This window comes from Novosphingobium sp., assembly GCF_031417815.1.
In the GTDB taxonomy this organism is placed as follows: Bacteria; Pseudomonadota; Alphaproteobacteria; order Sphingomonadales; family Sphingomonadaceae; genus Novosphingobium.
On record NZ_JANOWI010000001.1, the window covers coordinates 103,141 to 128,817 of the forward strand.

Genomic DNA, 25,677 nt, shown 5'->3' on the forward strand with positions numbered 1-25,677 from the left:
TGCACATAATGCACTATATCAAGCAATTTGTGAGTTGCTTCCCAGATCGACTGGCTATCGAGCTAACGAAAAATCTACTTCGATGCCAACTCGCCTTGCACCAGCTCGACAAGTCGACGCAGCGTCAATTCGATTTGATTTTGTGTGGCGTTCACCTTCGAAGCCAAAACAGGCAGGTGCACATCGCCACGATGCAGGCCATTTTTATATTCTTCTTTGAATACACCCTCTGTGCGGGAGGCATCTTGAGCTAACTCGATGCATTTTTCCCACTCGTGCAATAATTTGGGGAACCGAGTTGCAACTGAGAAATTGATCTTCTCGACCTTCAGATCTATACCTTCGTTGTCCGCAATATGCAGATCTAGGAATTTATTATAGTCAATATGATTTTCCATCACCAATCGGCATTTTAAGAACCATGATGTTTGTGATCTTCCCCATTTTGTAATAAGGGTATACAGTTCCTCGCCTCTTTCACTAGCAGTTCTGCGACTCTCATCCTGAAGTTGCCATCTTCTCGCTCTTTGACTTAAGTGCAAGCCAACCAGTACCGATGCAAATACGCCGACGAGCGCGATCGAGGCTCCACCAGCGGGCCCAAACCAAAACCCCAAATCTAGTGCAGACGATTTCAACTACCGCGCCCCCAAATCCCCCATCCCAACAGTCCCCCCGGCCATCGCCAGCATCCGGTCCAAACTCTTCTTCGCCTGCAGCCGGAGCCCTTCCTCGATCTCGATCCGCGGGGTCAGGTCGCGCAGCGCGAGGTAGAGCTTTTCCAGCGTGTTGAGCGCCATGTAGGGGCAGATGTTGCAGGCGCATTGGCCATCTGCGCCGGGCGCGCCGATGAAGTGCTTGCCCGGGATCGCCAGTTCCATCTGGTGGATGATGTGGGGTTCGGTCGCGACGATCAGGGTATCGCCGGGGAAAGTCTTGGCGAAATTGAGGATGCCGCTGGTGCTGCCGACGTAATCGGCGTGGTCGATGATGTGCGGCGGGCATTCGGGGTGCGCGGCGACCGGCGCGCCGGGGTGCTGGGCTTTGAGCTTGAGCAGTTCGGTTTCGCTGAAAGCTTCGTGGACGATGCAGACGCCCGGCCACAACAGCATCTCGCGATCGAACTTGCGGCTGAGGTAACCGCCCAGGTGGCGGTCAGGCCCGAAGATGATCTTCTGGTCCTTGGGGATTTGCGAGAGGATCGTCTCGGCGCTGGAGCTGGTGACGATGATGTCGCTGAGCGCTTTCACCTCGGTTGAGCAGTTGATGTAGGTCAGTGCGATGTGATCGGGATGGCGTTCACGGAACTGGGCGAACTTTTCGGGCGGGCAGCTGTCTTCAAGGCTGCACCCGGCGTCCATATCGGGCAGGATCACGGTCTTTTCGGGTGCGAGGATCTTGGCGGTTTCGGCCATGAATTTTACCCCGCAAAAGGCGATCACCTCGGCGTCGGTCGCGGCGGCTTTCTTCGACAGTTCAAGGCTGTCACCGATATAGTCGGCAAGGTCCTGGATCTCGGGCTTCTGGTAATAATGCGCCAGGATCACCGCGTTGCGGTCCTTGCGCAGCCGTTCGATTTCGGCGCGGATGTCGACGCCGGCGAGGTTTTCGGTCTGGATGGTCATCGGGGGCGCCCTTCAATAAATCATGCGCCCCAGATGGTCGTTTAGGCGGCGGCGATCAAGCCCGGATCACGCCGGCGGCGGAGGCGGCAGGGCAAGGCCGGGTACCGCCGCCCCGGGGCTGCCGGCAACGGCCGCGTGGTAGAGCGCGGCGCCGATCGGCGATCGGGCGATTGCATCGGCCGCGATCAGCGTCACCACGATCGCCGCCGTGCCGCGCCACCATGCAGGGTGGACCCGGCCATGCACTCTGCGGTCGCGCACCATACCGGCGACCGGGAAGATCAGCCCGGCCAGCACCGCGGCTTCGAAGGCATAGGGTGTCAGCAACGGCATCGGCAGCAAGCGGCCAAAGCCCGGGCCCGCGATTGCGGCAAAAGCGCAGACGTGCAGCCGCATGTGCCAGTCGCTCTGGCGGCGGTTGGCTACCGCCCAGGCGGTCAGGCCGGCGAAGCAGACCAGCGTTGCCGGATTGGCGATCAGGAATTCCTGCGGAAAGAAGAAGAACGGCGCTTGCCCGGCGCGGACCTTGGCCACGATCACGACCAGCGCCGCGGCGATCATCAGCGGGATCCACACCGCGGCCAGCTTGCCGAGCGTGCGGTGCATCGCAAAATCGCGGCGCATCGCGGCATTGGCCTGGGCGACGAACAGCATGACCCAGCCAAAGAAGATCACCGCATGGGCATGGACCCTGAGCGGCGCGGCAAAGGTTGACCGCCCCATCAGGTACTGCGTCGAAAAGCCCGCCACCATCAGCAGCGCCATCGCGCAGGCCAGCTTGAAGAAAAACCGCTCTTCGCTGGCCGGTGCGGCCAGCCCGGGGGCACCGGGTGCAAGTGTCGCCATCGAGAATTCTCCCCTCGTTCGCGCGACCCGTGTTGTAACGATAATGCACCAATTGATCGACCCGGACAATGCCGCTGGTCGGGGCGCGGTCTACTCCGCGTCGAACCGCACGTCCACGCTGACATTGCTGTAACCCGCAACCTTGAGTGGCACACCGAGGTTTTGCGCCACTGCCTGCTTGGCCGCGCCGCGCGCCAGTGCGATCAGCGCGGGATTGGCGGCCTGCTTGTTTGCCTCGCCCTCGGCAACGATGGTGTTGTCGCGGGTCAGCTTGGCCTGGGCATCGCCGGTGATCCACACGCCCGAAGCGATGTAACGGGCCTTGGCTTCATCGAGGTTGGGCTTCGACACTTGCAGCGGCGGCAGGGTGACGGTCAGCCGCCTAGCGCTTTCGTCCCAGCTGAAACGCCTGGCATCCAGCTGCGAGAGATCGAGCGTATAATCGACCCGCGCCGGGATGACCGCCACCTGCTTGCTTTTGAGGAGGCCGAAGCCGCGTTCATCGTGGGCATCGACCAGGGTGACGAGCTGCGCCGAAAAGACCGTCAACCGGTTGGACTTTTCGAATGCGGCCAGGCTGGTGGCGATCGGATCGCCGGACGCGGCCGGGCCGTAAAGCTGCCAACCGAAAAACCCGGCCAGCGCCAGAGCCCCGCTGGTCAGCAACCAGGGCGCGCGGGCGCGCGTGGCAAAGCTCAGCGCAGTCGCCACAGGTCGCCCTCGTCGCTCACCACGGTGCGGTTCCTCAGATCGATCAGATGCGCCAGCACCGATCGGCCCGCCGCACCCACCAGCCGCGGATCGAGGCCTTTGTACATTGCCGCGACCATTTCGGGGATCACATGCGGTGCCTGCCCCAGCAGCCGCAGGATCTGCGCCTCGCGTTGGCGGCGATGGCCCAGCATGCCGCGCACCAGCTGGCGGGTCTTGCCAATCGCGGGGCCATGCGCCGGATAGAAGACCCGGTCGTCGCGGGCGTAGAGCTTGTCGAGGCTGGCCATATAGGCGGCCATGTCGCCATCTGGCGGGCTGACCACGCTGGTCGACCAGGCCATCACATGATCGCCGGTAAACAGCGCGCCGCTTTCCAGCACTGAATAGCACAAGTGGTTGCTGGTGTGGCCGGGGGTGGCGACCGCTTCGATCGTCCAGTCCGGACCGGCGAGGCGCTCGCCATCGGCCAGCACGCGGTCAGGGGCGTAGCTCGCATCGAAAGCGCTGTCGGCGCGCGGGCCATCGTCGCTGATCGTCAGGGCCGCGCAGCCGATAATCGGCGCGCCGGTTTTGGCTTTGATCACGGCTGCGGCAGGGGAGTGGTCACGGTGGGTGTGGGTGCACAGGATCGCCGCGATCGTGGACTTGCCAACGGCCGCCAGGATTGCCTCGACATGACCCTTGCCATTGGTATCGGCACCCTTGAACGGTGATGGGTCGCCGTCTGCGCCGCTATCGGCCGGGCCCGGATCGATCACCGCCACTTCGGATCCCGCGCCGACGATGTAGGTCTGGGTGCCGGTGAAGGTATAGGGCGAGGCATTGGGTGCCAGCACGCGGCGGACCAAAGGTTCGCACTGCTCGCTGAGGCCGGTGGGCCAGGGTTTGGCAGGGATGTCCATCAAGCCGGATATGGGGAGCCGGTTCGCTCAAGTCGAGCGAAAGGTTAGCTCCGCACCTGCTGCCCCAGCCGCGCGCGCAGCGCGGCGATGGCGCTGGGGGCATTGGGATCGCGCTCGCGCCAGCCTGCGTCGAGCCGCTTGAGCCGGGCGTGGAAGCGTTCGCTGGCGCGGACGAGATCGCGGGCCGGCACGTCGAGCAGCCCCATGCGCGCGGGATCGCTTTCGGGAAAATCGGTTAGTTTGCCATAGCGGCGCAGCTGGAATTCGGAGAGTTCGCCGGCGAAATAGGCGCGGTGGTTAAGCAACCAGGCCACAGCGTGCATCATCCGCGTGGTGGTACGCAGCGCCTCGCACGACAAGGCAACGCGCGCCTCATCTTCCTCGCCCGCCGCATCAAGCCGTCCGGACAGCGCAAAGGCTGCACGCACGTCGTCCGACAGGACGAGCGCTTCGCAGTACAACCCCTCCACGATGCGCGGATTTATGCTCGCGGTTTTTACCATGGCAGCCGCGATAGGCCTGCAGGCGATCACCTGCCAACGGGGGGTGCTGGTGGTTGTGCACACCAATTTGGGACTGTCCCGTTTGGGGGCGATTTTTGGTCGCAAACGCGCCACGGTCTGTCGGAGCGGGCTGGTGTTGCAAGGACAAGGTTGAGGCCTTGTACGCACCGGCGTGAGCCAGAAAACTACGCAATTATATCCGGGATCAGGTAGTCCTTGACCATTGCGATCTGGTCCTTGAGCTTGAGCTTGCGCTTCTTGAGCCGGGCGATCTGGAGCTGGTCGGTCGCGCCCGCGCCGGTCAGCGCATCGATCGCGGCGTCAAGATCGCGATGTTCCACTTTAAGCACTTCGAGCCGTTTCTTGAGTTCCTCTTCATTCACGGCGCGAATTACCCCTTTTTTCCCGCTTGTCGCGGCGGCGTGCCCGCTTGCCGCAGGATGTCTCCGGATCGCCTTGCAAGATAGGATTAATATGCTTGAATGACAATCGCGATGCCCGCCGGTTGCCGAGTCGGGAACTGGAAGGGGTCCGCAGCCCGAAGGGGGCTATTACAAGGAGAATCCCCTATGGAACAGTCGCATGTCAGTGCATTGCAGCTCAAACACGCCGGTCTTGAGCGCCGGATAGCCGACGAAATGAGCCGCCCTTTGCCTGACTTGGAGGCGCTCCAGTTGCTCAAGAAGCAGAAGCTGCGAATCAAGGAGGAGATAAAGCTTCCCTGAGTCCCGAACGTGGTTCCCGGCGCGGGCGTTTTGCCCGTTGCCGGGCCCGCTCTCTAAGATATCCGCCATTGCCGTGAATTCGTTTGCTGGCAGGTGCATGCGCGTTTGCTTGAGACCAGCTTTGGTCTAGGCTGATGCCATGCCACCACCCAGCGCCGTCTCCGCCGCCCGCACGATCCTGACCCGCCTGCACGATGTGATGGCGTCGCGCAGCAATGCGCAGACCAAGCTCAACACCGTGGTCGATGTGATCGGCGAAGGGCTCGATAGCGAGGTCTGCTCGATCTACCTGCTGCGCGAAGGCCAGCTTGAACTGTTCGCCACCCGCGGGCTGTCACAGGACGCGGTCCACGTCACCCGGCTGGCTATCGGCGAAGGGCTGGTCGGCACGATTGCCGACAATATCGATACGCTCAACCTGGCCGAAGCGACTGCGCATCCGGACTTTTCCTATCGCCCCGAAACCGGCGAAGACAAATACCATTCCTTCGCCGGGGTGCCGATCGTGCGGCGCGAACGCGCGGTGGGGGTCTTGTGCGTCCAGCACGTCGATCCGCGCCGGTATGACGAGATTGAGATAGAGGCCTTGCAGACCGTGGCCATGGTCCTGTCCGAACTGATCCACAGCGCCGATCTGATCGACGAGGAACAAACCGCGCTGAGCCCAGCACAGACCGGCCCGGTGCATTTGACCGGGCTCAAGCTGGTCAAGGGGCTAGCGGCGGGCAATGCGGTGTTTCACCAACCGCGCATCACCATCGAACATGTCATGGCCGAAGACCGCGATGCTGAACTCAGCCGCGTCTATCTCGCCTTCGACAAGATGCGCGAACAGATCGACCGGATGCAGGCCCAGGCCGAGTTCGGCGTCGGGGGCGAGCATGAAGAGGTGCTCGAGACCTACAAGATGTTCGCTTATGACGAAGGCTGGAGCCGCCGGATCATCGAGGCGATCGACAGCGGGCTGACCGCCGAAGCCGCGATCGAACGCGTTCAGCAGCGCACCCGCATGCGCATGCGCCAGATCGACGATCCGCTGCTGGCCGACCGGATGCACGATCTGGAGGATCTCTCCAACCGCTTGCTGCGGATCGTCTCGGGCCAGATGGGCACCGCGGCCAGCCAGGGACTGCGCAGCGATACGATCCTGATCGCGCGCAATCTGGGCCCGGCCGAATTGCTTGAATACGACAAACGGCGGCTGAAAGGCGTGGTGCTTGAAGAAGGCTCGCTCACCGCGCACGTGGTGATCGTGGCCCGCGCGATGGGCGTGCCGGTACTGGGCCGCGTCCACGGGCTGAAGGGCGCGCTGCGCGAAGGTGACGAGCTGCTGCTCGATGCCGATCAGGGCCAGGTGACGCTGCGGCCGACCCCGGTTATGGCCGAGGCGTTCGGTGCCCGCTTTGCCAAAAGCCGCGAACGCCAGGCCGCCTATGCCAAACTGCGCGATGTCGAACCTTTTACCCGTTGCGGCACCCGCATCCAGGTGATGATCAATGCCGGGCTGCGCGATGACATGCCCGGGCTGCAATTGACCGGGGCCGACGGGGTGGGGCTGTTCCGCACCGAGTTCCAGTTCCTGGTTTCGGCCACGCTGCCCGCGCGCGAACGCCAGACCCGGCTTTACCGCGATGTCCTCGATGCGGCTGGCGACAAGCCGGTAGTGTTCCGCACGGTCGACATCGGCGGCGACAAGGTGTTGCCTTATCTGCGCCACAACGACGGTGAGCATGAAGAAAACCCGGCGATGGGCTGGCGCGCGCTGCGCGTTGCGCTGGAACGCGGCGGGCTGCTCAAGGTCCAGGCGCGCGCGCTGCTTGAGGCGGCGGGCGGGCGCACGCTCAACGTGATGTTCCCGATGGTCTCCGAACCGTGGGAATTCGATGCCGCGCGCGACGTGTTTGAAAGCCAGCGGCGCTATCTCAAGGGGCAGAAAAAGCTGATGCCCGAGGCGATCCGCTATGGCGCGATGCTCGAAGTGCCGGCACTCGCCGAAATGCTCGATGTCATCGCGCCCAAGCTTTCGTTCCTGTCGATCGGCACCAACGATCTGACCCAGTTCCTGTTCGCTGCCGATCGCTCCAACCCCAAGCTGGCCGAACGCTATGACTGGCTCAGCCCGGCGATCATGCGGTTCCTGCGCCGGGTGCTGCTGAGCGTTGCCGGGCATCAGGTCGATGTCACGGTCTGCGGCGAAATGGGCGGACGCCGGCTCGAAGCACTGGCGCTGCTCGGCCTTGGGATCCGCCGCCTGTCGATCACCCCGGCCAGCGTCGGGCCGATCAAGGAACTGGTGCGCAAGGTCGATCTTGCCGAAATCGGCGAGGCGATGAAGGGCTGGCTGGCCATGCCGCCGCCCAGCATGCGCGAGGCGCTGACCGAATGGGCCGAGGCGCGCGGCATGGAAATCGATTGAAGACCTGCGCCGAAGCACTCGCCTGAAATCCGGCCCGCCTTGTCGCAGACGCCCGCAAAATCGCCAATTTGCGTTGACTTTGCCGCCTTTCCCGGCACTGATCGACGCGGAACAGGGTAAAAGCCCACATAACCATTGGCTGGGGTCGGCATGTCGGATGAAATTACGGAGGCGGCGGCGGTAGAGCTGCCGCTGGAAACGGTTGGTTCGAGATTGCGCCGAACGCGCGAAGCCGCCGGGCTGAGCCTGGCTCAGGTGGCGGCCGAAACCCGCATCGGCGAACGCCAGCTCAAAGCGATCGAAGACGGCAACTATGCCGCGCTGCCGGGGCGCACTTATGCGATCGGCTTTTCGCGCGCCTTTGCAAGGATGCTTGGCCTGAACGAGATCGAGGTGACCGATGCGGTGCGGCGCGAGCTGGCCGAACACCTGGCCGATGAACCCCGCCGCCACGTCCAGACTTTCGAGCCCGGTGATCCGGCACGGCTGCCGTCTGCGCGGCTGGCCTGGCTGGCGGCGGGCCTGATTGTGCTGGCGGTGATCAGCGCGCTGTTCGTCTGGCCGACGATCTTTGCCCCCGCTGGCGATCTGGGCACGCAGGAAACCGAAGCGGCGCCCGCCACCGCTGCCGCCGCCGATGCGGCAGGCGCGGCGGTAGCTGTGCCGCAAGGGCCGGTGGTCTTTGCCGCGCTGGTCCCGGCGGTCTGGGTCAAGTTAACCGACGATGCGGGCAATCAGGTGTTCCAGAAGGAACTGGCCCAGGGCGAAACCTTCACCGTCCCGACCGACAAGGGTGAGGTGTATCTGCGCACCGCCCGGCCCGAAGCGCTGGCGATCACCATCGGCGGCCAGCCGGTGCCCAAGATTTCTGACCTGCAGCAGACCGTCAGCCAGGTGCCGGTCAGCGCTGCTGCTCTGCTCGCGCGGGGCAGCGGTGCCGCGCCGGCCAGCCCTGCTGCGGTGATCGCCGACGCGCCCACCGGATCGACCAATGCCGCTGCTGCTACGCGACCGCAGCCGCGCCGCAGCGCCGCGCCGCGCGATACCCAGCGGACCCCGCGCCCGCGCGTGGAAGCGTCCCCTGCGCCGGCCGATCTGCCGGTCAACGCGCCGGCCACGTCGGCAACGGCCCCGGCACCCGGCGCTACCTGATCTGCGAAAAACCTTTCAGCGCCGCTCGACAGGCTGGTCCGCGCCGCGCTATTTGCATGGTTAAGCGAAGGTTATGCTTGGGCTTGGCAAAGCTGAGCCAACCATCTGGATGGAAATGCGAAACATGAAGCACCTCTTTTCGAACAAGCGTTCGCTGGCCGCTGCCATCGCACTGGTTATCGCTGCCCCGGCGCTGGCGCAGACCACGCCCGATACCGATGCCCGGCTGCGCAAGCTGGAAGCCGAAGTGGCGGCGCTGCAGCGTCAGGTTTTCCCGGGCGGCGATCCGCGCTTTTTCCCGCAGCTGCAACCCGGCCAGCCCGCCTCCAGCGCGCCGGGCACCCCGGCCACCACCCCGGGGGCCGATATGCTGACCCGGATGGATGCGCTCGAAGGCCAGATCGCGCGGCTGACCGCGACGGTTGAGGAGCAGCAGAACCGGCTTGAAAAGATGGAAGCGCGGCTGGCCGTGCTGGAAGCAGGCAGCAAGCCGGTTGCCGCCCCGGCCACCGGCAGCGCCAACCAGACCAACCTCACGGCCATGAACGGCACGGCTGCTCCTGCGCCAGCCTCGACAACGGCCCCCACGGTCACCCGCGGCGCTGCGCCCAAGCCGGTCGCCACTGGCAGCGATGCCGCAGCCAAACGCGTGGCGGCGGTGCGGGCGATCGAAAAGCCCAAATCGAACGATCCGGGGGAAGACGAATACAGTTATGGCTATCGCTTGTTTGACGCCAAACTCTTTCCCGAAAGCCAGCAACAGCTGAAACTGTTCCTGCAGAAATACCCCAAGCACAAGCGCAGCAGCTATGCCCGCAACCTTTTGGGCCGCGCCTATATGGAAGATGGCAACCCGCGTGAGGCGGCGGGCTGGTTCCTGCAGAATTACAAGACCGCGCCGAAGGGCGATCGCGCGCCCGACAGCCTGCTCAATCTGGCCGAATCGATGCGCCAGCTGAACGACAACGACCGGGCCTGTGTGGCGCTCGATTCGTTTGCACGTGAATATCCGGCTGAAGCGGCGGGGCGGCTCAAGACCCAGTACGACGGCACCCGCGCCCGGCTGAAGTGCAATTGATAGGCCGCCGCCGCCAGAATTGATCGAGCGGTTTTCCGCCGCGCTGGCTGCGCTGCGCTTCGGCGAGGGACGGCTGGGGCTGGCGGTTTCGGGCGGGCCAGACAGTCTCGCGCTGCTGCTGCTGGCCCACGCTTTGCTTCCCGGGCGAATTGCGGCTGCTACGGTCGATCACGGACTGCGGCCTGAAAGCGCGGGCGAGGCGGAGCACGTCGCGCGGCTCTGCGGCGGGCTGGATGTGCCGCATGCAACGCTCGCCGTCGTGGTCGATCCCGGCAATGTGCAAAGCGCCGCGCGGGCCGCGCGCTATGCCGCGCTGGGCGATTGGATCCAGCGCGAAGGAATTGTCGCGCTTGCCACCGCGCATCATGCCGATGATCAGGCCGAAACGCTGCTTATGCGGCTGGGCCGCGCCAGCGGGGTGGCCGGGCTGGCCGGGGTGCGCGCACGTGGGACGCTGCCGGGAACGCGGCTGGCGCTGCTGCGTCCGCTGCTCGGCTTTCGCCGGGCTGAGCTGGCTGCGGTGGTGGCCGCAGCCGGGTGGCAGGCGGTCGACGATCCATCGAACCGTGACGACCGGTTTGATCGCGCGCGAGTCAGAAAGGCGCTGGCCGGGGCCGACTGGCTTGATGTGCCAGCGCTCGCCGCCAGCGCGGCGCACCTCGGCGATGCCGATGCCGCGATCGATTGGGCGGCGGCGCGCGAATGGCAGGACTGCGTGGTCAAAGCACCGCTGGGCCTGATCTATCGCCCCCAGGCGCCCCGCGCTGTGGCGCTGCGCGTGATTGCCCGGATCGTGGCTGAACTGGACGGCGAGGAGCCGCGCGGCGGCGCCGTGGCGCGGGTGTTCGAGGCGTTGCTGGCGGGGCAACCGGCCTCGATCGGAAACCTGGTGGCGCGGGCCGGGCCCGATGGGTGGAGTTTTACGAAAGCGCCGGCGCGGCGGTCTTAACGCCCAACCATCCCCTTTTGCTGCATCCGCCAGACCAGCTGGCCATAGCGGTCCTGGCCGAAAAACGGCTCGCCATCATAGACCATCAGCGGCACGCCATAGTGGCCGCCGGCGCGCTGGTCGGCCTCGTTTTGGGTGATCGCCGCGTCGAGCCGATCGGCCTCGGCGGCCTGCACCGTGTCCATTTCGGCCAGATCGCAGCCCACTGCCGCGAAAGCCTGCGCCAGGTGATCGCCCTCGTGCCAGCCATCGACCTCGCCCGACCAGATCAGGTGGCTGACGGCGCGCAAAATGCCAAGGCCGTGGCCGCGTTCAGCGGCCAGTTGGCCAAGCCGGGTCAGGCGGTGGATATGCGGCTGGTCTTTGGGATTGGTCCGCGCGGCGAAATCCATCACCACCGGATCAGGCCGCGGCCAGCGCAGCGGCAGCCCGGCGAATTCTGCGCTGCGCGCACAATCGCGCATCAGGTAGCTGAACCACAGCGGATCCGAATTGGCGAAGAATTCGGGCTGGCGCACCGCGATCGGCAGCACCGGTTTGACGTTCACCTTCGCATCGAAATCACGCTCCAGCTCAAGCAGCCGGGGCACCACGATATAGGAATAGGGGCTGCGGAAGCTCCAGTAGAGATCGACGCTGTGGGTCACAGCGTGGCCATATCGATCACGAAGCGGTATTTCACGTCGGCTTTCTCCATGCGTTCGTAAGCGTGATTGATTTCATCGATCCGGATCATTTCGATCTCCGAGACGATCCCCTTCTCGGCGCAGAAATCGAGCATTTCCTGCGTTTGCGCGATCCCGCCCACGCCCGATCCGGCGACCGCCTTCTGTCCGCCCAGCAGCAGTCCTGAATGGAACCCTGGCACCATGTCGATCATGCCCACCAGGCACAGCACGCCCTTACGGTCGAGCAGGAACAGGTAAGGCGTAACATCGTGCTGCACCGGGATCGTATCGAGCAGGAAATCGAAGCTGCGCGTGGCGGCCTTCATCGCTGCCTTGTCGGTCGAAACCAGCACATGATCGGCACCCAGTTTCTTCGCGTCATCGCCTTTGGCGGGCGAGGTGGTGATCATGGTCACTTCCGCGCCCAGCGCTTTGGCAAATTTGACCCCCATGTGGCCAAGACCGCCGAGGCCGACCACGCCAACCTTGCTGCCCGGCCCGACGTTCCAGTTCTTGAGCGGCGACCAGGTGGTGATCCCGGCGCACAGCAGCGGCGCGGCGGCGGCCATGTCAAGACTGTCAGGCAGGCGCAGCACATAGGGTTCGGCCACCACGATGCTGGCGCAATAGCCGCCATAGGTCGGGCTGCCATCGATCCGGTCTTTGCTGTTGTAGGTGCCGGTCACCCCTTCGCGGCAGTAGTTCTCTTCACCGTCCTCGCATGCATCGCACGTGCGGCAGCTGTCGACCACGGTGCCGATCGCCACCCGGTCACCCACCTTGAACCGCGTTACACCCTTGCCGACATCGCGCACCGTGCCGACAATCTCGTGCCCCGGAACGAACGGATAGCTGCTGCGGCCCCAGTCGTTGCGCGCCACGTGAAGGTCCGAATGGCACACCCCGCAATAGGCGATATCGATCGCCACGTCCTCGTCGCGCAGATCGCGCCGATCGATTGAGAGCAGGTTCAGGCCCGAATCGGGGGCAGTTGCACCCCAGGCTGCAGTTGCGGTCATGACTTCTCTCCCGTCGTGTTCGCACCATGCTGGAATTGTGCTTGCCGCTGGTCAAGCCTCGCGGCATTAATCGCGCGATTAAAAATGGGAGAGCGCGCCATGAAGATCGATTCGTCCACCGCCGCCGTGGTCACTGGCGGCGCATCGGGGCTGGGGCAGGCCACGGCCGAGGCGCTGGCCGCAGCCGGGGTCAAAGTGGCGATTTTCGATGTCAACGAAGCCAAAGGACAGGAGGTCGCGAGCGCGATCGGCGGGCTATTCTGCAACGTCGATATCACGGCTGAGGAATCGGTGGTGGCCGGCTTTGCCAAGGCGCGCGCGGCGCATGGGACCGAACGCATCACGGTGCACTGCGCGATGACCAGCCGCCGCGGCAAGACGCTGGCCTATGACAAGGAAGCTGGCGGGCTCAAGCGGCTCTCGACCGAGGATTATATTTACGGGGTGCAGGGCATCCTGGTCGCCAGCTATCGGATTGCCTCGCTTTCGGCGGAAGGGATGGCGAGCCTTGAACCGCTCGAAGATGGCGAACGCGGCTGCATTACGCTGACCGCTTCGGTCGCGGCGCAAGACGGCCAGATCGGCCAGATCATCTATGGCTCGGCCAAGGCCGGGGTCAACGGACTGGTGCTGCCGATGGCGCGCGATCTGTCGGACCTCGGCATCCGGGTCAATGCGATTATGCCGGGGATCTTTGCCACCCCGCTGATGCTGGGGGCCAAGCCGCAAGTGCTCGAAAGTCTGGCCGCTTCGGTGCCGTTCCCCAAGCGGCTCGGCAAGCCGGAAGAATTTGGCAGCCTGGCGATGGAGCTTGCCCGCAATTCCTATTTCAACGGCCAGTGCATCCGCCTCGACGGCGCGATCCGCATGGCCCCGCGTTAGAAACGATCCTCCCCAGTTTTGGCGAAGGCCACAGCTGGGGAGGTGGATGGGCCACCAGGCCCAGACGGAGGGGTTTTGGACCCTTGCGTCATCACCCCTCCGTCAGTTCCTTTGGAACTGCCACCTCCCCATTTGGCTTCGCAAAATGGAGAGGATCTAAGAAAGGACTAGTATGACCCAATCCCCATTCCGTGACGGCCTGTTCGAAGGCAAGGTCGTGTTCGTGGCTGGCGGCACCAGCGGCATCAATCTGGGCATCGCCAAGCGCTTTGCCGCACTCGGCGCGAAAGTGGCAGTGCTTGGCCGCAATCCCGAAAAGGCCGCCAACGCCGCCGCCGAGATCGGCCATGACGCGATCGGCCTGACCGCCGATGTCCGCGACTATGGCGCGATTGTCGCCGCCATGACGCAGACGCGCGACAAATTCGGTCCGCTCGATGTGGTGGTTTCGGGCGCGGCGGGCAATTTCCTCGCCCCAGTGCTGGGGATGAGCGCAAATGCGTTCAAGACCGTGGTCGATATCGACCTCCTCGGCACGTTCAACGTGTTCCGCGGCTGCCATGATCTGTTGGCTGCAAACGCCTCGCTGATCGCGATCACTGCGGGGCAGGCGGTCAACCCGATGCAGCTGCAGGCTCACGCCTGCGCGGCCAAGGCCGGGATCAACCAGCTGGTCCGCGTGCTCGCGCTGGAATGGGGGCCGCAAGTTCGGGTCAACGGCATTTCGCCCGGCCCGATCGAGGGCACCGAAGGCATGGCCCGGCTGGCCCCCGATGCCTCGACCAAGCAGAAGCATTTCGAACGGATCGCGATGAAGCGCTGGGGCTTTATCGACGAGATTGCCGAAGGCGCGGTGTTCCTGTGCTCGGATGCTGCGAAATATGTCACCGGCACGATCCTCGATATCGACGGCGGCAGCTCGCTGGGCGATGCCACGCAGCGTCAGTTGGACAAGGGGCTGGCGTGATTTGATCCTCTCCATTTTTGGCGAATGCCACAAATGGGGAGGTGGCATTTGCGCCAGCAAATGACGGAGGGGTCTCTGCCCTTGCGCCATTACCCCTCCGTCAGTCGCTGCGCGACTGCCACCTCCCCTTTTGCGCTACGCGAAAAAGGAGAGGACCTCTATCCTACCAGACTGTCCCCGTGCTTCGCGGTCTTGCCGCGGGTCACGTAAACCTTGGTGCCCACCGGCACGATTGCGAAGACCTTCTTCGCGAACGGCGTCGGCACGCCGATGCAGCCGTGGCTGGCATAGCCCTTTTCCACCGTGGTGCCGTGGATCGCGACGCCGTCCTCGGTCAGGTTCATGGTGAAGGGCATCGGTGCCCGATCATAGGTTGAGGAAAAGTGCACGGCGTCCTTCCACTTGACCGGGAAGACGCCCAGCGGGGTCGGCTTTTCGCTGGTCCCCAGCAGAACTGCGGTGGCGCCGATTTCATAGCCGCCCTTGAAGACCGACAGCACCCGTGCATCAAGATCGACGGTGATCACCATCGGTCCATCGGGCACGCCCTGTTCGTTCCAGTGCCATTCCCCGTACTTGATCGGCCCGGTGATCGGCAGGATCCGCTTGATCACGAAGCGCTCATCCTTGGGCGGCGCAGGCAGCGCTGCCGGGCGCGCGTCAGCTGCAGGCTTGGCCACCAATTCGGGATCGGGGCCGGGCAGCAGCGCATTGCGCGCGGTCTCCGGCGCGGCCAGCAACAGCGCCCCGCCGCCCAGCAATCCTGCGCCGAACAGCCCGCCAAGGAGGAACAAGGGGTTGAAAGTCATCGCTTCACGTCCACCAGATTTCGCGTTCAGCCTTGCATGCCAAGCACTTGACCTCAAGACCAGCGCCCATTTGCACGCGTTTCGCTGCGGGACTGCCTAGCAGCGAAAGGTTAAGGCAGCGATTTAGCCGTGCGCGCCGAACAGGTTGGCGACGGCGGTGGCAATGCGCAGCGCCAGCGCCTGGGCCTCGGCAATCGGCTCGATGCTGTCGTGGTGGATCGCCTGATAGCCGACCGCGGCCTCGTCCGGGTAATCGCTCGGCGCGGTGACGCTGAAATCATCCAGCCTGGGCAGGCTGACCGGGAAAGCGCGGCGCAATTGCGCCAGCGCCTCATCGATCCGCAGCGTGAAGACCATTTCCAGCACGTCTTCGCGCGCGATATCGTTTGCGCGGCTGAACGCCGGCACTGATACCGCGCGCAGGAACATGTGCTGAAACAGGGCCAGACGCAGCGCCTGCATGATGCCCAGCAAACGCCGGGTATGCTCGCGGCCTTCAAGCGGGGCCGCGTCGGGGACCAGATCGAGCAGGCGGTGCAGCTTGAGGGCATCGACCCTGAGGCGTGAGGCCATGCGGCGGAACACGCCGGTGCGGTCATCGGTGGTCAGATGTTCTGCCAGGGCCAGGCAGGCGTCGGCAATCCCGGCCTCGCCCCCGCGATAAGGCCGGCTGGCCCAATAGGCCGAGTTGAACAGCTCGCCGAACGCGGCCACCGTCTTGATCGAGGCGAGCGCGTTCGAGGCGCGGACCAGCCGTACCAGCTGCTGCCCGCGCGCGCTGGTGCTGAGCAGTTCGGCCAAGGCCTCGTAATTGCCTTCGGCTGCGGTGCCAAACCCGCCGATCACGTTGACCGGATAGCCCAGCTGCTGCAGCACCGCATTGTGCGGGATCGCGCGGATCTGGCGCAGGCTCATTTCACGGTCGGCGGCGAGATCGCTCTGGCGGCGGCTCTTGCGGCTGCCAGTATCGTTGAGCATGCCCAGGCCGAACGCGGTGACCGCACGCGGATAAGTCCGGCTGGCCAGCTGGGCGGCCTGAAAGCGCCGGATCGCGCGGTAGAAATCAAGGCTCAGATCGGTCCGGCGATAGAACGGATCAGTCGGTGCATCGGTGTCGGCCTCGGCCGGGCGCACTTCGGCAAAGCGGGTCAGCGTTGCGAGCGCCAGCTCGGGCGTGCCGAAGAACAGGTAGCCATCGCCGCCCTGAAAGCTGACTTCGGGTTCCAGCCTGATCCCCGCGCGCACAAACCGTCGCCGCGCCCAGGGCGAAAGCGGCCATTCGGTGCGGTCGGCAAAGCTCGATGGATGTGCGCCGCGGCCCATGCCTTCGCCGTGGGTGTTGAACACCAGCGCCGAGACATCACCAAGCCCGTTTGCGGCCATGGCTTCGGCAAGGCGGCCCTGCAGCCGCTCGATCGCCAGGGCCGCCGGGATCTGGCCAACGAACCGCCCGGCGTCGGAAAAGCCGGTCTGGATCGCCACGCGGCCACGCTGACGGGCGTAATCGCGGTAGGCTTCTTCGGCCAGTAGCGCATCAAGGAACCGCCCGCCGTGTTCGAGCGCAGACTCGGTTTCGAACAGCGGCGAGACATCGACCTTGTGCTCGATCCCGAACAGTTTGGCGAAATAGAGCGCGGCCAGCATGGTGGTCGGCTGTTCGCATTCGGCCACCAGCATGCGGATTGGCGCGTCGGCATCGACATGCTCAAGGATCTGCACCATCGCCAGGAACTGGCGCACCGCAGTGCTGCTTTCGATCGCCAGCGCGGCCATGTTGGCGCGCAGCGGCCGAACTTCGGCGAGCAGCTCGCGCATCCGCACCAGCGCTGCCTGGCTGGCAAGATCGAGCTTGCCGTCTGGATCGATCCGGCGGCGAATCGCGTTCTGCAGCTGGCTGGCGTTCACCCGGAAATGGATCCAGCCCATGCCAAGTCCGTCGGCGCGCATTGCCGCCAGCGCGGTCAGCAAGGTTTCGGCGGTGGCATCGTCGGCAGCGGTGGCCAGCACCTCAAGCGCGGCAATCACCGGGGTCAGGCTGATCAGCTTGAACGGATGATCGGCGGCAAGGGCGTTGGCGGTGATCGACAGCGCGGCGGGATCGGCCGGATCAGTGGCTTCGAGGCGTTCTGCCTGCAACGCGGCATAGTCCGCCGCCGCGCGCAGGGTTCCGGCCTGATCGGGCGCCGCCGCAGCCAGCGCGGCGGCATAGGAGCGCAGCCGCTCGGCCTTTTCGCCCAGCCGGTAACTGAGCGAGGTGACCCACGAGATATCGGTGCGCCCGTCCATGTCATAACCGACCCAGCTGGCAAAGCGCAGCGGCAGCGGGGCGAGTTCGCGCCACCGATCAGGCCAGCGCTTGCGCGCCTCGGCATAAAGTGCACGGACCATCAGGTCGCGCGCGGCCTGCCCCCGTGCAATTGCGGCCATGGCATCGGCGTGTTCGCTGTCCAAGGTGATCGGATCGCGTTCGTGCGGGGCGATGCACGCGGTTCCGGCTTCGATCGTGCCTTGGGTGGCTGCAGCTGCAACAGCCTGCGCTTGGCGCCGGGTGAGCAGAAACGTAGGGTGCGCGGTGAACACCACGTGGAGCAGCGGATTGCGCCAGCGCGCCGCAAATGCCTCGAAGCTATCGGCATTGTCTGCGACGAGACTGGTCAGGTTGGCTTCTGGATCAAGCGGGGCGACCAGCCGTTCAAGCCGCTCGGCGCGGGCCAGCAGGCCGTCGCATTCCAGCTCGGCGACCAGATTGGCGACCGCGCTCAGTGGCAGTTCGCCGCTTTCGATCTGCCGTGACAGCTCGAGGCTGAGCTGGAACACCGGGTTGAACAGCGGGGTTTCGGCGGTGTGCTGGTGCAGCGCGTTAAGACGGGCGTCAAGGTCTGCGAGCAGGGTCATCCCGCCAGTGCCTTGGCAGCGCGCGCCGCTGCCTCAATTGCGGCCAGATCGGGCGTGCCCTTCCCCACCAGCCACGAACCACCGCAGCACAGCACCGCGTCAAGCGCGAGCCAGGCGGGCGCGGAGGCCTGGGTAATCCCGCCGGTCGGGCAGAACCGCGCCATGCCGAACGGCGCGGCGATAGCCTTCAGCGCGGGGATCCCGCCATTGGCTTCGGCGGGGAAGAACTTGAACCGGTCAAGCCCCAGATCAAGCCCGCGCATCACGTCGCTGGCGGTGGCAATACCGGGCAGCAGCGGCGCATCAAGCGTGCGGGCGGCCTTGACCAGACTGTCGGTCAGCCCGGGTGAGACAATGAATTCGCTGCCCGCTTCCAGCGCATCGTCGAGCGCAAGTTCGTTGAGCACGGTGCCCGCGCCGACAATCGCGCCGGGGACCTGCTTCATCTCGCGGATCACATCGAGCGCGGCGGCGGTGCGCAGCGTGACTTCCAGCACGGGCAGCCCGCCCGCAACCAGCGCTGCGGCAATCGGCGCGGCGTGGGCGGCGTCTTCGATCACCAGCACCGGGATCACCGGGGCCATGCGCATGATGTCTTCAATACGGCTCACGACAGATGTTCCTTGGCAAATGCCGCCGCGGCCCCGAACAGGCCCGGCTGGGGATGGGTGATAAGCTTGACCGGCAGGCTGCCCATCAGTTCGGCAAAGCGGCCCTTGGCGGTGAAGCGGTTGGCAAAGCCAGACTTCAGCAGCGTGTCCTTGATCCGCAGGCCAAGCCCCCCGGCGATCACCACGCCGCTGCCGCCCTGGGCCAGCGCGACATCGCCCGCGAAAGAACCCAGCGAGAGGCAGAACCGGTCAACCGCGGCGGCGGCCAGGCTGTCTTCACCGCTGGTGCCGCGCTGCCACAGCACCTTGTCGTCGACCGGATGGATCGCGCGTCCTTCGAGCAGCGCTAGGGCTTCGTAGATATCGACCAGCCCCGGGCCCGAAACCACCCGCTCGGCCGAAACCCGGCGATAGCGCTGGCGCAGCCGGGCAAGGATCGCGTCCTCGATGGTATCGAGCGGGGCATAGTCGACATGCCCGCCTTCAGTCGCTTGCACGCGGTAATCGCCCACGCCGCTGCGCCAGACATGCGCCACGCCAAGGCCTGTGCCGGGGCCGACCAGGCTGATCGTGCCAGAGGGTGGGAGCGGTACGTCGGGTCCGGCCAGGTGGATGAAATGTTCGGTCCCCGCACAGGCCACCGCATGACCCACCGCGCCGAAATCGTTGATCACGGTGTAGCGGCTGGCGCCAAGCTTTTCGGGGATCAGCGCCGGGCGGATCACCCACGGGTTGTTGGTGAAGCGGATCACATCTCCGCCGACCGGGCCGGCCATCGCGATCGCGACCGCATCGGGCAGCACGCCGCCCTGCATCTGCGCAAAATCTTCCCATGCGGTCTGGAAGCTGGCGTGATCCATGGTGTGGAGCGTGGCCGGTTCGCCCAGCGTGATCGCGCCGTCATCTGCGATTTGAGCCAGCGCAAACCGGGCGTGAGTGCCGCCGATATCGACGGTGACAAGCGCGGTGCTCACAGTCCGCCCTCCGCCAGCATTGCTGATCCGCCCTGTTCGGCGCCATCGGCGTGGCGACGCAGCATGGCGAACAGTTCGCGGCCCATACCTTGCATGGATTCGCTCTGCTGCGCCGGGGTGCGGCCAGCCAGATCGGCCTTCACTTCGAGCAGGCCCTGTTCGGCGCAAAGTTTGATCACATCGCCGTCCTGCACCATGGCCAGCGGACCGCCGCCCAGCGCTTCGGGGGTGACGTGGATCGCGGCGGGAACCTTGCCCGATGCGCCGCTCATCCGCCCGTCGGTAACCAGCGCGACCTTGAATCCCTTGTCCTGCAGCACACCCAAAGGCGGGGTCAGCTTATGCAGTTCGGGCATGCCGTTGGCGCGGGGTCCCTGGAACCGCACCACCACGATCACATCGCGGTCAAGCTCGCCCGCCTTGAACGCGGCCTGCACCGCTTCCTGGCTTTCGAACACGCGGGCCGGAGCCTCGATCGCATAGCGTTCGGGATCGACCGCGCTGGTCTTGAAGGTACCGCGGCCGAGGTTGCCCTCGACCAGCCGCATCCCGCCATCGGGATGGAACGGCGCGGTTACCGGGGCGAGGATCGCGGGGTCGAGGCTGGTTGTGGGCGCGGCCTGCCAGACAAGCGCAGCGCCATCCAGCGCAGGCTCCTGCGCAAAGGCCCGCATTCCGCCATCGGCGATGGTCAGCACGTCTTCGTGCGCCAGCCCGGCATCGAGCAGTTCGCGCACCACATAGCCGATGCCCCCGGCGGCGTGGAAATGGTTCACATCGGCCGCGCCGTTTGGATAGACCCGCGCGATCAGCGGCACTGCCGCGCTGAGTTCGTCAAGATCCTGCCAGTCGATGCTGATGCCGGCGGCGCGGGCCATGGCCGGGATGTGGATCGCATGGTTGGTCGAACCACCCGTGGCGAGCAGGCCCACCGCGGCATTGATGATTGCCTTTTCATCCACCACCCGCGCCATCGGGCGATAGTCCCCGCCGTCACGCCCGATTTCGGCCAGGCGGTGCACCGCCTTGCGGGTCAGCGCGCTGCGCAGCGGGGTGTTTGGCGGCACAAAGGCCGCGCCGGGCACGTGCAGCCCCATCATTTCCATCATCATCTGGTTGGAATTGGCGGTGCCATAGAAGGTGCAGGTGCCGGGCGAATGATAACTGGCGCTTTCGCTTTCGAGCAGATCGGCGCGGGTCGCCTTGCCCTCTGCGTAAAGCTGGCGGACCTTCTGCTTTTCCTTGTTGGCCAGCCCCGAAGGCATCGGCCCCGAGGGGATGAAAATCGCTGGCAGATAGCCAAAGCGCAACGCGCCGATCACGAGGCCCGGGACGATCTTGTCGCAAATGCCGAGCAGCGCCATCCCGTCGAACATCGCGTGGCTCATCGCGATCGCGGTGCTGAGCGCGATCACGTCGCGGCTGAACAGCGATAGCTCCATGCCGTCCTGCCCCTGGGTCACCCCGTCGCACATCGCCGGGACGCCGCCCGCGACCTGCGCGGTGGCACCCACTTCGCGGGCGTAGAGCTTCATCGCTTCGGGATAACGGGCATAGGGCTGATGCGCCGAAAGCATGTCGTTGTAGGCGGTGACCAGCGCAAGGTTGGCGCTGCGGCCGCTTTTGATCGCGCTCTTGTCTTCCAGTGCAGCAGCAAAACCGTGAGCCAGATTGCTGCACGACAGCGCATTGCGGTTGGGAAAGCGCTCCGCCTCGCGCTCCATCAGATCGAGATAGCGGCGGCGGCTGTCCCGCGATCTATCGATGATCCGCTGGGTGACGCGTTCGACGGTGGGGTTAAGGCTGGTCATTTCGGCCCCTCATTGTAGTCGGCGAAAGACCCACCCCCGGCCCCTCCCGCAAGCGGGAGGGGGGAGCAAGGCGCAACACGGTCTCCCTCCCGCTTGCGGGAGGGGTTAGGGGTGGGCCAGTGTGCGATTTCAATCATGCCACGAAGCTCCATCGCGTTCGGTCAATGCAATCGCCGCCGATGGCCCCCATGATCCAGCGGTGTAGCGTTTGGGGGTCTGGCCGTGTTCGGCCCAGCCGGCCCGGATTGCATCGATCCAGGTCCACTGTGCTTCCACTTCGTCGCGGCGCACGAACAGGGTCTGTTCGCCTTCGATCAGATCGAGCAGCAGGCGTTCATAGGCGATCCGCTTTTTAGGCCCGGCAAAGGCATCGTCCATCGCGATGTCGAGCGGCACCGGGCGCAGGCGGATCCCGTCGCGGTCCAGCCCCGGCACCTTGGCCATCAGCGAAAGCTGGATGTTTTCTTCGGGCTGGATCCCTATCACCAGCCGGTTGGCCACCGCCTTGGCCCCGCGTGAGGCAAAGATCGAATGCGGAACGGCACGGAACTGGATGACGATTTCGGTCTTGCGTCCGGGCATCCGCTTGCCGGTGCGCAAGTAGAACGGCACCCCCTGCCAGCGCCAGTTATCAAGGTGGGCCTTGATCGCGACGAAGGTCTCGGTGTCGCTGTCATGGCCCAATTCATCGTCATAGCCGGGCACCGCTGCACCATCGATCGCGCCTTTGGCATATTGCCCGGTGACCGTTTCGGCCGGGGCAACAGTGCGCAGCGCGCGCAGCACTTTGACCTTTTCGTCGCGGATTGCGGTGGCATCGAAATTGGCGGGCGGCTCCATCGCCACCAGGGCCAGCAATTGCAGCATGTGGTTCTGCACCATGTCGCGCAGCGCCCCGGCGCCGTCATAATAACCGGCGCGGCTTTCCAGCCCGACCGTTTCGGCGATGGTAATCTGGACGTGCTCGATATGCGCCGCGTTCCACAGCGGTTCGAACATGATGTTGGCAAAGCGCAGCGCCAGCAGGTTCTGCACCGTCTCCTTGCCCAGATAATGATCGATCCGGTAAATCCGGTCTTCGGAAAACACCCGCGAGACCGCGACGTTGATTTCCTGGCTTGAGCCGAGCGAGGTGCCAAGCGGCTTTTCAAGCCCGATGCGGACCTTGTCGCCGGTCAGCCCGGCTTGCTCAAGCCCGGCAATCGTTGGTTCGAACAGGCTGGGTGCGGTCGACAGGAAAATCGCCATGCCTTGGTCGATGGTGCCGATCTCGTCGGCCAGGGTGACGAAATGATCGGGCTGGGTTGCATCGAGCGTCTGATACTTGAGCCGCCCGAGAAATCCGTCGATCGCGCCTTTGCGGATGTCCGGCAGGTACTTGTCCAGCGCTTCGCGCGCGAAATTGCGGTAGCTGTCGTCGTCAAAATCCGACCGCGCGGTGCCGATGATGGCCAGTCCGGGCGCGATCAGATGATCGTCGTGCAGCGCGCACAGCGAGGGCAGCAGCATCCGCTGGGACAGATCGCCGGTGGCGCCGAACAGCAGCAGGCGATCGGCAGTGAAGCTCATTAAGGCACTCCCAGCAGCGGATCGCCGTCAAAATCGGCAGTCCGGACCGGGAAAAGCTAGCAGCCGGGCCGGGTCCGCGCCAGCCCGGTGCAAACCAATTCAGGCGGTACTTCAGGCGCGTTTGCGCTTTGAATACGTCTGCGAAGGATGGCGGCTGCGAATGCTGCCGATCGTGGCAGAGCGGCGGCGCGGCTCGGGCAGTGTCGCGGCGGGGTGCCACACCTCGCTCGGCTCGGCCTTGCCGAACAGCCAGCCTTGCACCATCCGGCAGCCCTGTTCGCGCAAGGCATCCAGTTGTTCGCGTTCCTCAACCCCTTCGGCCAGCGTGCACATCCCCAGCCGGTTGGCGAGCGTGATCACCGATGCGACGATCGCCCGCGATTCCTCGCGCGTGCTGAGCCCTGCAACAAAGCTGCGGTCGATCTTGATCTTGTCGAACGGGAAGGTCAGCAGATAGTTGAGCGAGGCATAGCCGGTGCCGAAATCGTCGAGCGCGATCTTGAGGCCCAGCGACTGCATCCGGCACAGCATGTCGATATTGGCCTCCGAATTGTGGAGCAGCACGCCTTCGGTGATCTCGAATTCGACGCGGCCCGGTTCAAGCCCGCTGTCCCCCAGGGCATTGACGATCACTGGCAGCAGGTTGGGACAGGCAAATTGCAGCGGCGAGAGGTTGATCGCGATGGTTTCCTTACCCGGCCAGCGGGCGGCTTCGGCAAAGGCCTCGCGGATCACCCATTCGCCGATCTGCACGATCTGGCCGGTTTCCTCGGCAATCGGGATGAAGGTGTCGGGCGGGACCATGCCGCGCACCGGATGGTCCCAGCGCAGCAGCGCTTCGTATCCGGTCTTGGCTTCGCTGGCGACGTCAACCAGCGGCTGAAGGAACAGCTTCAATTCGCCGCGCGGGATCGCGTGGCGCAGATCGCGGGCCAGCGCGTGGCGGGCGTGGAGCGCCTCGTCCATGCCCGGTTCGAACATTTCCCACGTCCCGCGCCCGCCCTTCTTGGCGGCGGACAGGGCGATATCGGCATAGCTTTGCAACTGGCCCTGCTGCCCGGTGTGGTGCGGCGCCAGCGCGATGCCGAGGCTGATTGCACAGGGCAGCTCCAGCCCTTCGATCTCGATCGGATCGGCCAGCGCGATCACCAGCAATTCGGCCAGCCGCACCGCATGATCGCAGGCATCGCCGCCGCTGACCGCGATGGCGAATTCGTCGGACCCGAGCCGCGCGATGGTTGGCTGGGTGCCGCCCAGCCCGGTCATTGCCACGGCATGGCTCAGCCGCCTGGCGAAGGCCTTGAGAAAGCTATCGCCGACGGGGTGGCCGTGCATATCGTTGATGGTCTTGAAGTGATCGATATCCAGCAGCAGCAGGGCTAGCTGCTCTGACCCGCTGCGCCCGGCCAGCATCGCGCCCAGCGTCTGGTTGAAATTGGCGCGGTTGGGCAATTCGGTCAGCGCATCGAACAAGGCCATCTTGTGCGCGCGGTTTTCAGCCCGGCGCTGCTCGGTCACGTCAGAAATCACCCCGCGGTAGGAAACCCCGTCGCCGGCGTGGCTGGGCCGGCCGCTGATCGACCACCAGCGCGGTTCGCCCGCGCTGGTGCCGTCCAGCGCCACCACCTCGCCCCGCAAAGGGCGCCCGGCGCGCAGCGCGGCGGCAATCGCCCCGCGACCAGGATCTTCGGCAAACAGGCTTTCAAGGCAGCGACCGTTCAGCGTTTCGGCACCCTCGCCAGTCGCTTCGACAAAGCGCCTGGAGACCCCGACCAGGCGGTGCTGCGCGTCAAGTTCGAACAGCCAGTCCGCGCCGCTTTCCTCATAGGCATTGAGCAGCAATTTGACCGTGCGCGACGCCGTGCCAAGATCGCGGTCGGACATGATCCGGGTGACGAACAGATCGTGGGCGGTGTGCGCCATGTGAACCAGCAGCGCGCTGGCCACAGCCACCACCAGGATCGCGCCTTCGGCCGGCCGCGAGCCCAATTGCGCCAGTCCCAGTGACAGCCCCATCGCCTGCGCGGCAATATAGATCATCGCTGCTAGCGGCAGAGTGCGCACGGAGTATGCTGCCGAAGCGATCTGGCCGAACGCGGCGATCGCCAGCAGCAACTGGATACCGGGCGAAACCTGCGGCATGTGCACCGCCACGCAGACCCCCAAAGTCAAACCCAGCCACATTGAATTGAGCTGAAACGCCAGCTTCATCTTGCCAGCACGGCGGATCCGGCGGCCGCGTTCGATCCCTTCGGCCAGCCACAGCCGATGCAGGCATGCGGCCAGGGTCGAGGCGAGGAACAGCGCCGGAAGTTGCGAGGAAATTTCGGTGACGAGTGCCGCCGTTATCACGATCGCGTTGAGCAGGGTGCCCAGCACCAGCGCGCGGACCATGCGGATATGCGCCGAGACCAGCCGGTTATCGACCCAGTCGCGCAGCTCTGGCGGAACGGTGACGCGCAGCGCCGCCTGCTTGCTAACCATATGTGATTTGCGACCCCTCGCTTCCCGAACAGCACAGACATATTCACTGACCGGTTAATTTTCGGTTGGGACGGCGCT

General features: G+C 65.0%; 23 protein-coding genes. 7 read left to right on the forward strand and 16 right to left on the reverse strand.

The window, feature by feature from the left end; translation table 11 throughout:
• Positions 1-74 precede the first annotated feature (74 nt).
• From RMN99_RS00535 to RMN99_RS00565, 7 genes are all read right to left on the reverse strand, one after another.
• Entirely contained in the window at positions 75-638 is a 564-nt protein-coding gene (locus RMN99_RS00535; protein WP_309621328.1) for a hypothetical protein, read from the reverse strand.
• Positions 639-1,625, reverse strand: coding sequence for a quinolinate synthase NadA (gene nadA, locus RMN99_RS00540; RefSeq protein ID WP_309621329.1), 987 nt, complete (start codon positions 1,623-1,625; stop codon positions 639-641).
• Between the two features lie 66 nt (positions 1,626-1,691).
• On the reverse strand, positions 1,692-2,471 hold the full coding sequence (locus RMN99_RS00545; protein WP_309621330.1) for a hypothetical protein: 780 nt from the start codon (positions 2,469-2,471) through the stop codon (positions 1,692-1,694).
• 90 nt (positions 2,472-2,561) lie between these two features.
• A complete protein-coding gene (locus RMN99_RS00550; protein WP_309621331.1) occupies positions 2,562-3,182 on the reverse strand; it encodes a DUF4230 domain-containing protein in 621 nt (206 codons plus the stop codon).
• Positions 3,167-4,087: an MBL fold metallo-hydrolase gene (locus RMN99_RS00555; RefSeq protein ID WP_309621332.1), complete on the reverse strand. Its 921-nt coding sequence runs from the start codon at positions 4,085-4,087 to the stop codon at positions 3,167-3,169. Before RMN99_RS00555 ends, RMN99_RS00550 begins: the two co-directional genes overlap by 16 nt.
• Before the next feature lie 44 nt (positions 4,088-4,131).
• Complete coding sequence (locus RMN99_RS00560; RefSeq protein ID WP_309621333.1) at positions 4,132-4,590, reverse strand: DUF1465 family protein; 459 nt, start codon at positions 4,588-4,590, stop codon at positions 4,132-4,134.
• Between the two features lie 185 nt (positions 4,591-4,775).
• Entirely contained in the window at positions 4,776-4,973 is a 198-nt protein-coding gene (locus RMN99_RS00565) for a DUF465 domain-containing protein (RefSeq protein WP_309621334.1), read from the reverse strand.
• Positions 4,974-5,159: 186 nt separating this feature from the next.
• Between RMN99_RS00565 and RMN99_RS00570 the strand changes: the two genes are divergently transcribed.
• From RMN99_RS00570 to tilS, 5 genes are all read left to right on the forward strand, one after another.
• Complete coding sequence (locus RMN99_RS00570; RefSeq protein WP_309621335.1) at positions 5,160-5,315, forward strand: DUF465 domain-containing protein; 156 nt, start codon at positions 5,160-5,162, stop codon at positions 5,313-5,315.
• A 139-nt stretch (positions 5,316-5,454) separates the two neighbouring features.
• Entirely contained in the window at positions 5,455-7,731 is a 2,277-nt protein-coding gene (gene ptsP / locus RMN99_RS00575; protein WP_309621336.1) for a phosphoenolpyruvate--protein phosphotransferase, read from the forward strand.
• Between the two features lie 150 nt (positions 7,732-7,881).
• Complete coding sequence (locus tag RMN99_RS00580; RefSeq protein WP_309621337.1) at positions 7,882-8,883, forward strand: RodZ domain-containing protein; 1,002 nt, start codon at positions 7,882-7,884, stop codon at positions 8,881-8,883.
• Positions 8,884-9,007: 124 nt separating this feature from the next.
• On the forward strand, positions 9,008-9,961 hold the full coding sequence (locus tag RMN99_RS00585; protein WP_309621338.1) for a tetratricopeptide repeat protein: 954 nt from the start codon (positions 9,008-9,010) through the stop codon (positions 9,959-9,961).
• Between the two features lie 19 nt (positions 9,962-9,980).
• The gene (tilS, locus tag RMN99_RS00590) at positions 9,981-10,910 is read left to right on the forward strand and encodes a tRNA lysidine(34) synthetase TilS (RefSeq protein WP_309621339.1); all 930 of its coding nucleotides are present in this window, start codon (positions 9,981-9,983) and stop codon (positions 10,908-10,910) included.
• Here the strand turns inward: tilS and RMN99_RS00595 are convergent.
• Together RMN99_RS00595 and RMN99_RS00600 are read right to left on the reverse strand one after the other, a co-directional pair.
• Positions 10,907-11,557, reverse strand: a complete 651-nt coding sequence (locus tag RMN99_RS00595) for a DsbA family protein (RefSeq protein WP_309621340.1) — start codon at positions 11,555-11,557, stop codon at positions 10,907-10,909. The two genes, tilS and RMN99_RS00595, sit on opposite strands and share 4 nt — an antisense overlap.
• Complete coding sequence (locus RMN99_RS00600; RefSeq protein WP_309621341.1) at positions 11,554-12,597, reverse strand: NAD(P)-dependent alcohol dehydrogenase; 1,044 nt, start codon at positions 12,595-12,597, stop codon at positions 11,554-11,556. Before RMN99_RS00600 ends, RMN99_RS00595 begins: the two co-directional genes overlap by 4 nt.
• A 99-nt stretch (positions 12,598-12,696) precedes the next feature.
• Here RMN99_RS00600 and RMN99_RS00605 point away from each other — a divergent pair, with 99 nt between their 5' ends.
• Complete coding sequence (locus RMN99_RS00605; RefSeq protein WP_309621342.1) at positions 12,697-13,479, forward strand: SDR family oxidoreductase; 783 nt, start codon at positions 12,697-12,699, stop codon at positions 13,477-13,479.
• A 172-nt stretch (positions 13,480-13,651) separates the two neighbouring features.
• A complete protein-coding gene (locus RMN99_RS00610) occupies positions 13,652-14,446 on the forward strand; it encodes an SDR family oxidoreductase (protein ID WP_309621343.1) in 795 nt (264 codons plus the stop codon).
• 158 nt (positions 14,447-14,604) lie between these two features.
• On the opposite strand, the gene RMN99_RS00615 is transcribed toward RMN99_RS00610, so the two are convergent.
• The 7 genes from RMN99_RS00615 to RMN99_RS00645 form a co-directional block, all read right to left on the reverse strand.
• Entirely contained in the window at positions 14,605-15,255 is a 651-nt protein-coding gene (locus RMN99_RS00615) for a L,D-transpeptidase family protein (RefSeq protein ID WP_309621344.1), read from the reverse strand.
• 123 nt (positions 15,256-15,378) lie between these two features.
• The gene (locus RMN99_RS00620) at positions 15,379-18,150 is read right to left on the reverse strand and encodes a phosphoenolpyruvate carboxylase (protein WP_309621345.1); all 2,772 of its coding nucleotides are present in this window, start codon (positions 18,148-18,150) and stop codon (positions 15,379-15,381) included.
• A complete protein-coding gene (eda, locus tag RMN99_RS00625; protein ID WP_409035219.1) occupies positions 18,147-18,740 on the reverse strand; it encodes a bifunctional 4-hydroxy-2-oxoglutarate aldolase/2-dehydro-3-deoxy-phosphogluconate aldolase in 594 nt (197 codons plus the stop codon). Before eda ends, RMN99_RS00620 begins: the two co-directional genes overlap by 4 nt.
• A gap of 17 nt (positions 18,741-18,757) precedes the next feature.
• On the reverse strand, positions 18,758-19,735 hold the full coding sequence (glk, locus tag RMN99_RS00630) for a glucokinase (RefSeq protein WP_309621347.1): 978 nt from the start codon (positions 19,733-19,735) through the stop codon (positions 18,758-18,760).
• Positions 19,732-21,546 (reverse strand): phosphogluconate dehydratase, encoded by a 1,815-nt coding sequence (gene edd / locus RMN99_RS00635; protein WP_309621348.1) that lies wholly within the window; start codon positions 21,544-21,546, stop codon positions 19,732-19,734. The genes glk and edd overlap by 4 nt, the downstream gene beginning before the upstream one ends.
• A 129-nt stretch (positions 21,547-21,675) precedes the next feature.
• Positions 21,676-23,115: a glucose-6-phosphate dehydrogenase gene (gene zwf / locus RMN99_RS00640; protein ID WP_309621349.1), complete on the reverse strand. Its 1,440-nt coding sequence runs from the start codon at positions 23,113-23,115 to the stop codon at positions 21,676-21,678.
• A 111-nt stretch (positions 23,116-23,226) separates the two neighbouring features.
• Positions 23,227-25,599 carry an EAL domain-containing protein gene (locus RMN99_RS00645; protein ID WP_309621350.1) on the reverse strand — a complete coding sequence of 791 codons (2,373 nt, stop codon included), beginning with the start codon at positions 25,597-25,599 and terminating at the stop codon, positions 23,227-23,229.
• Positions 25,600-25,677 lie beyond the last annotated feature (78 nt).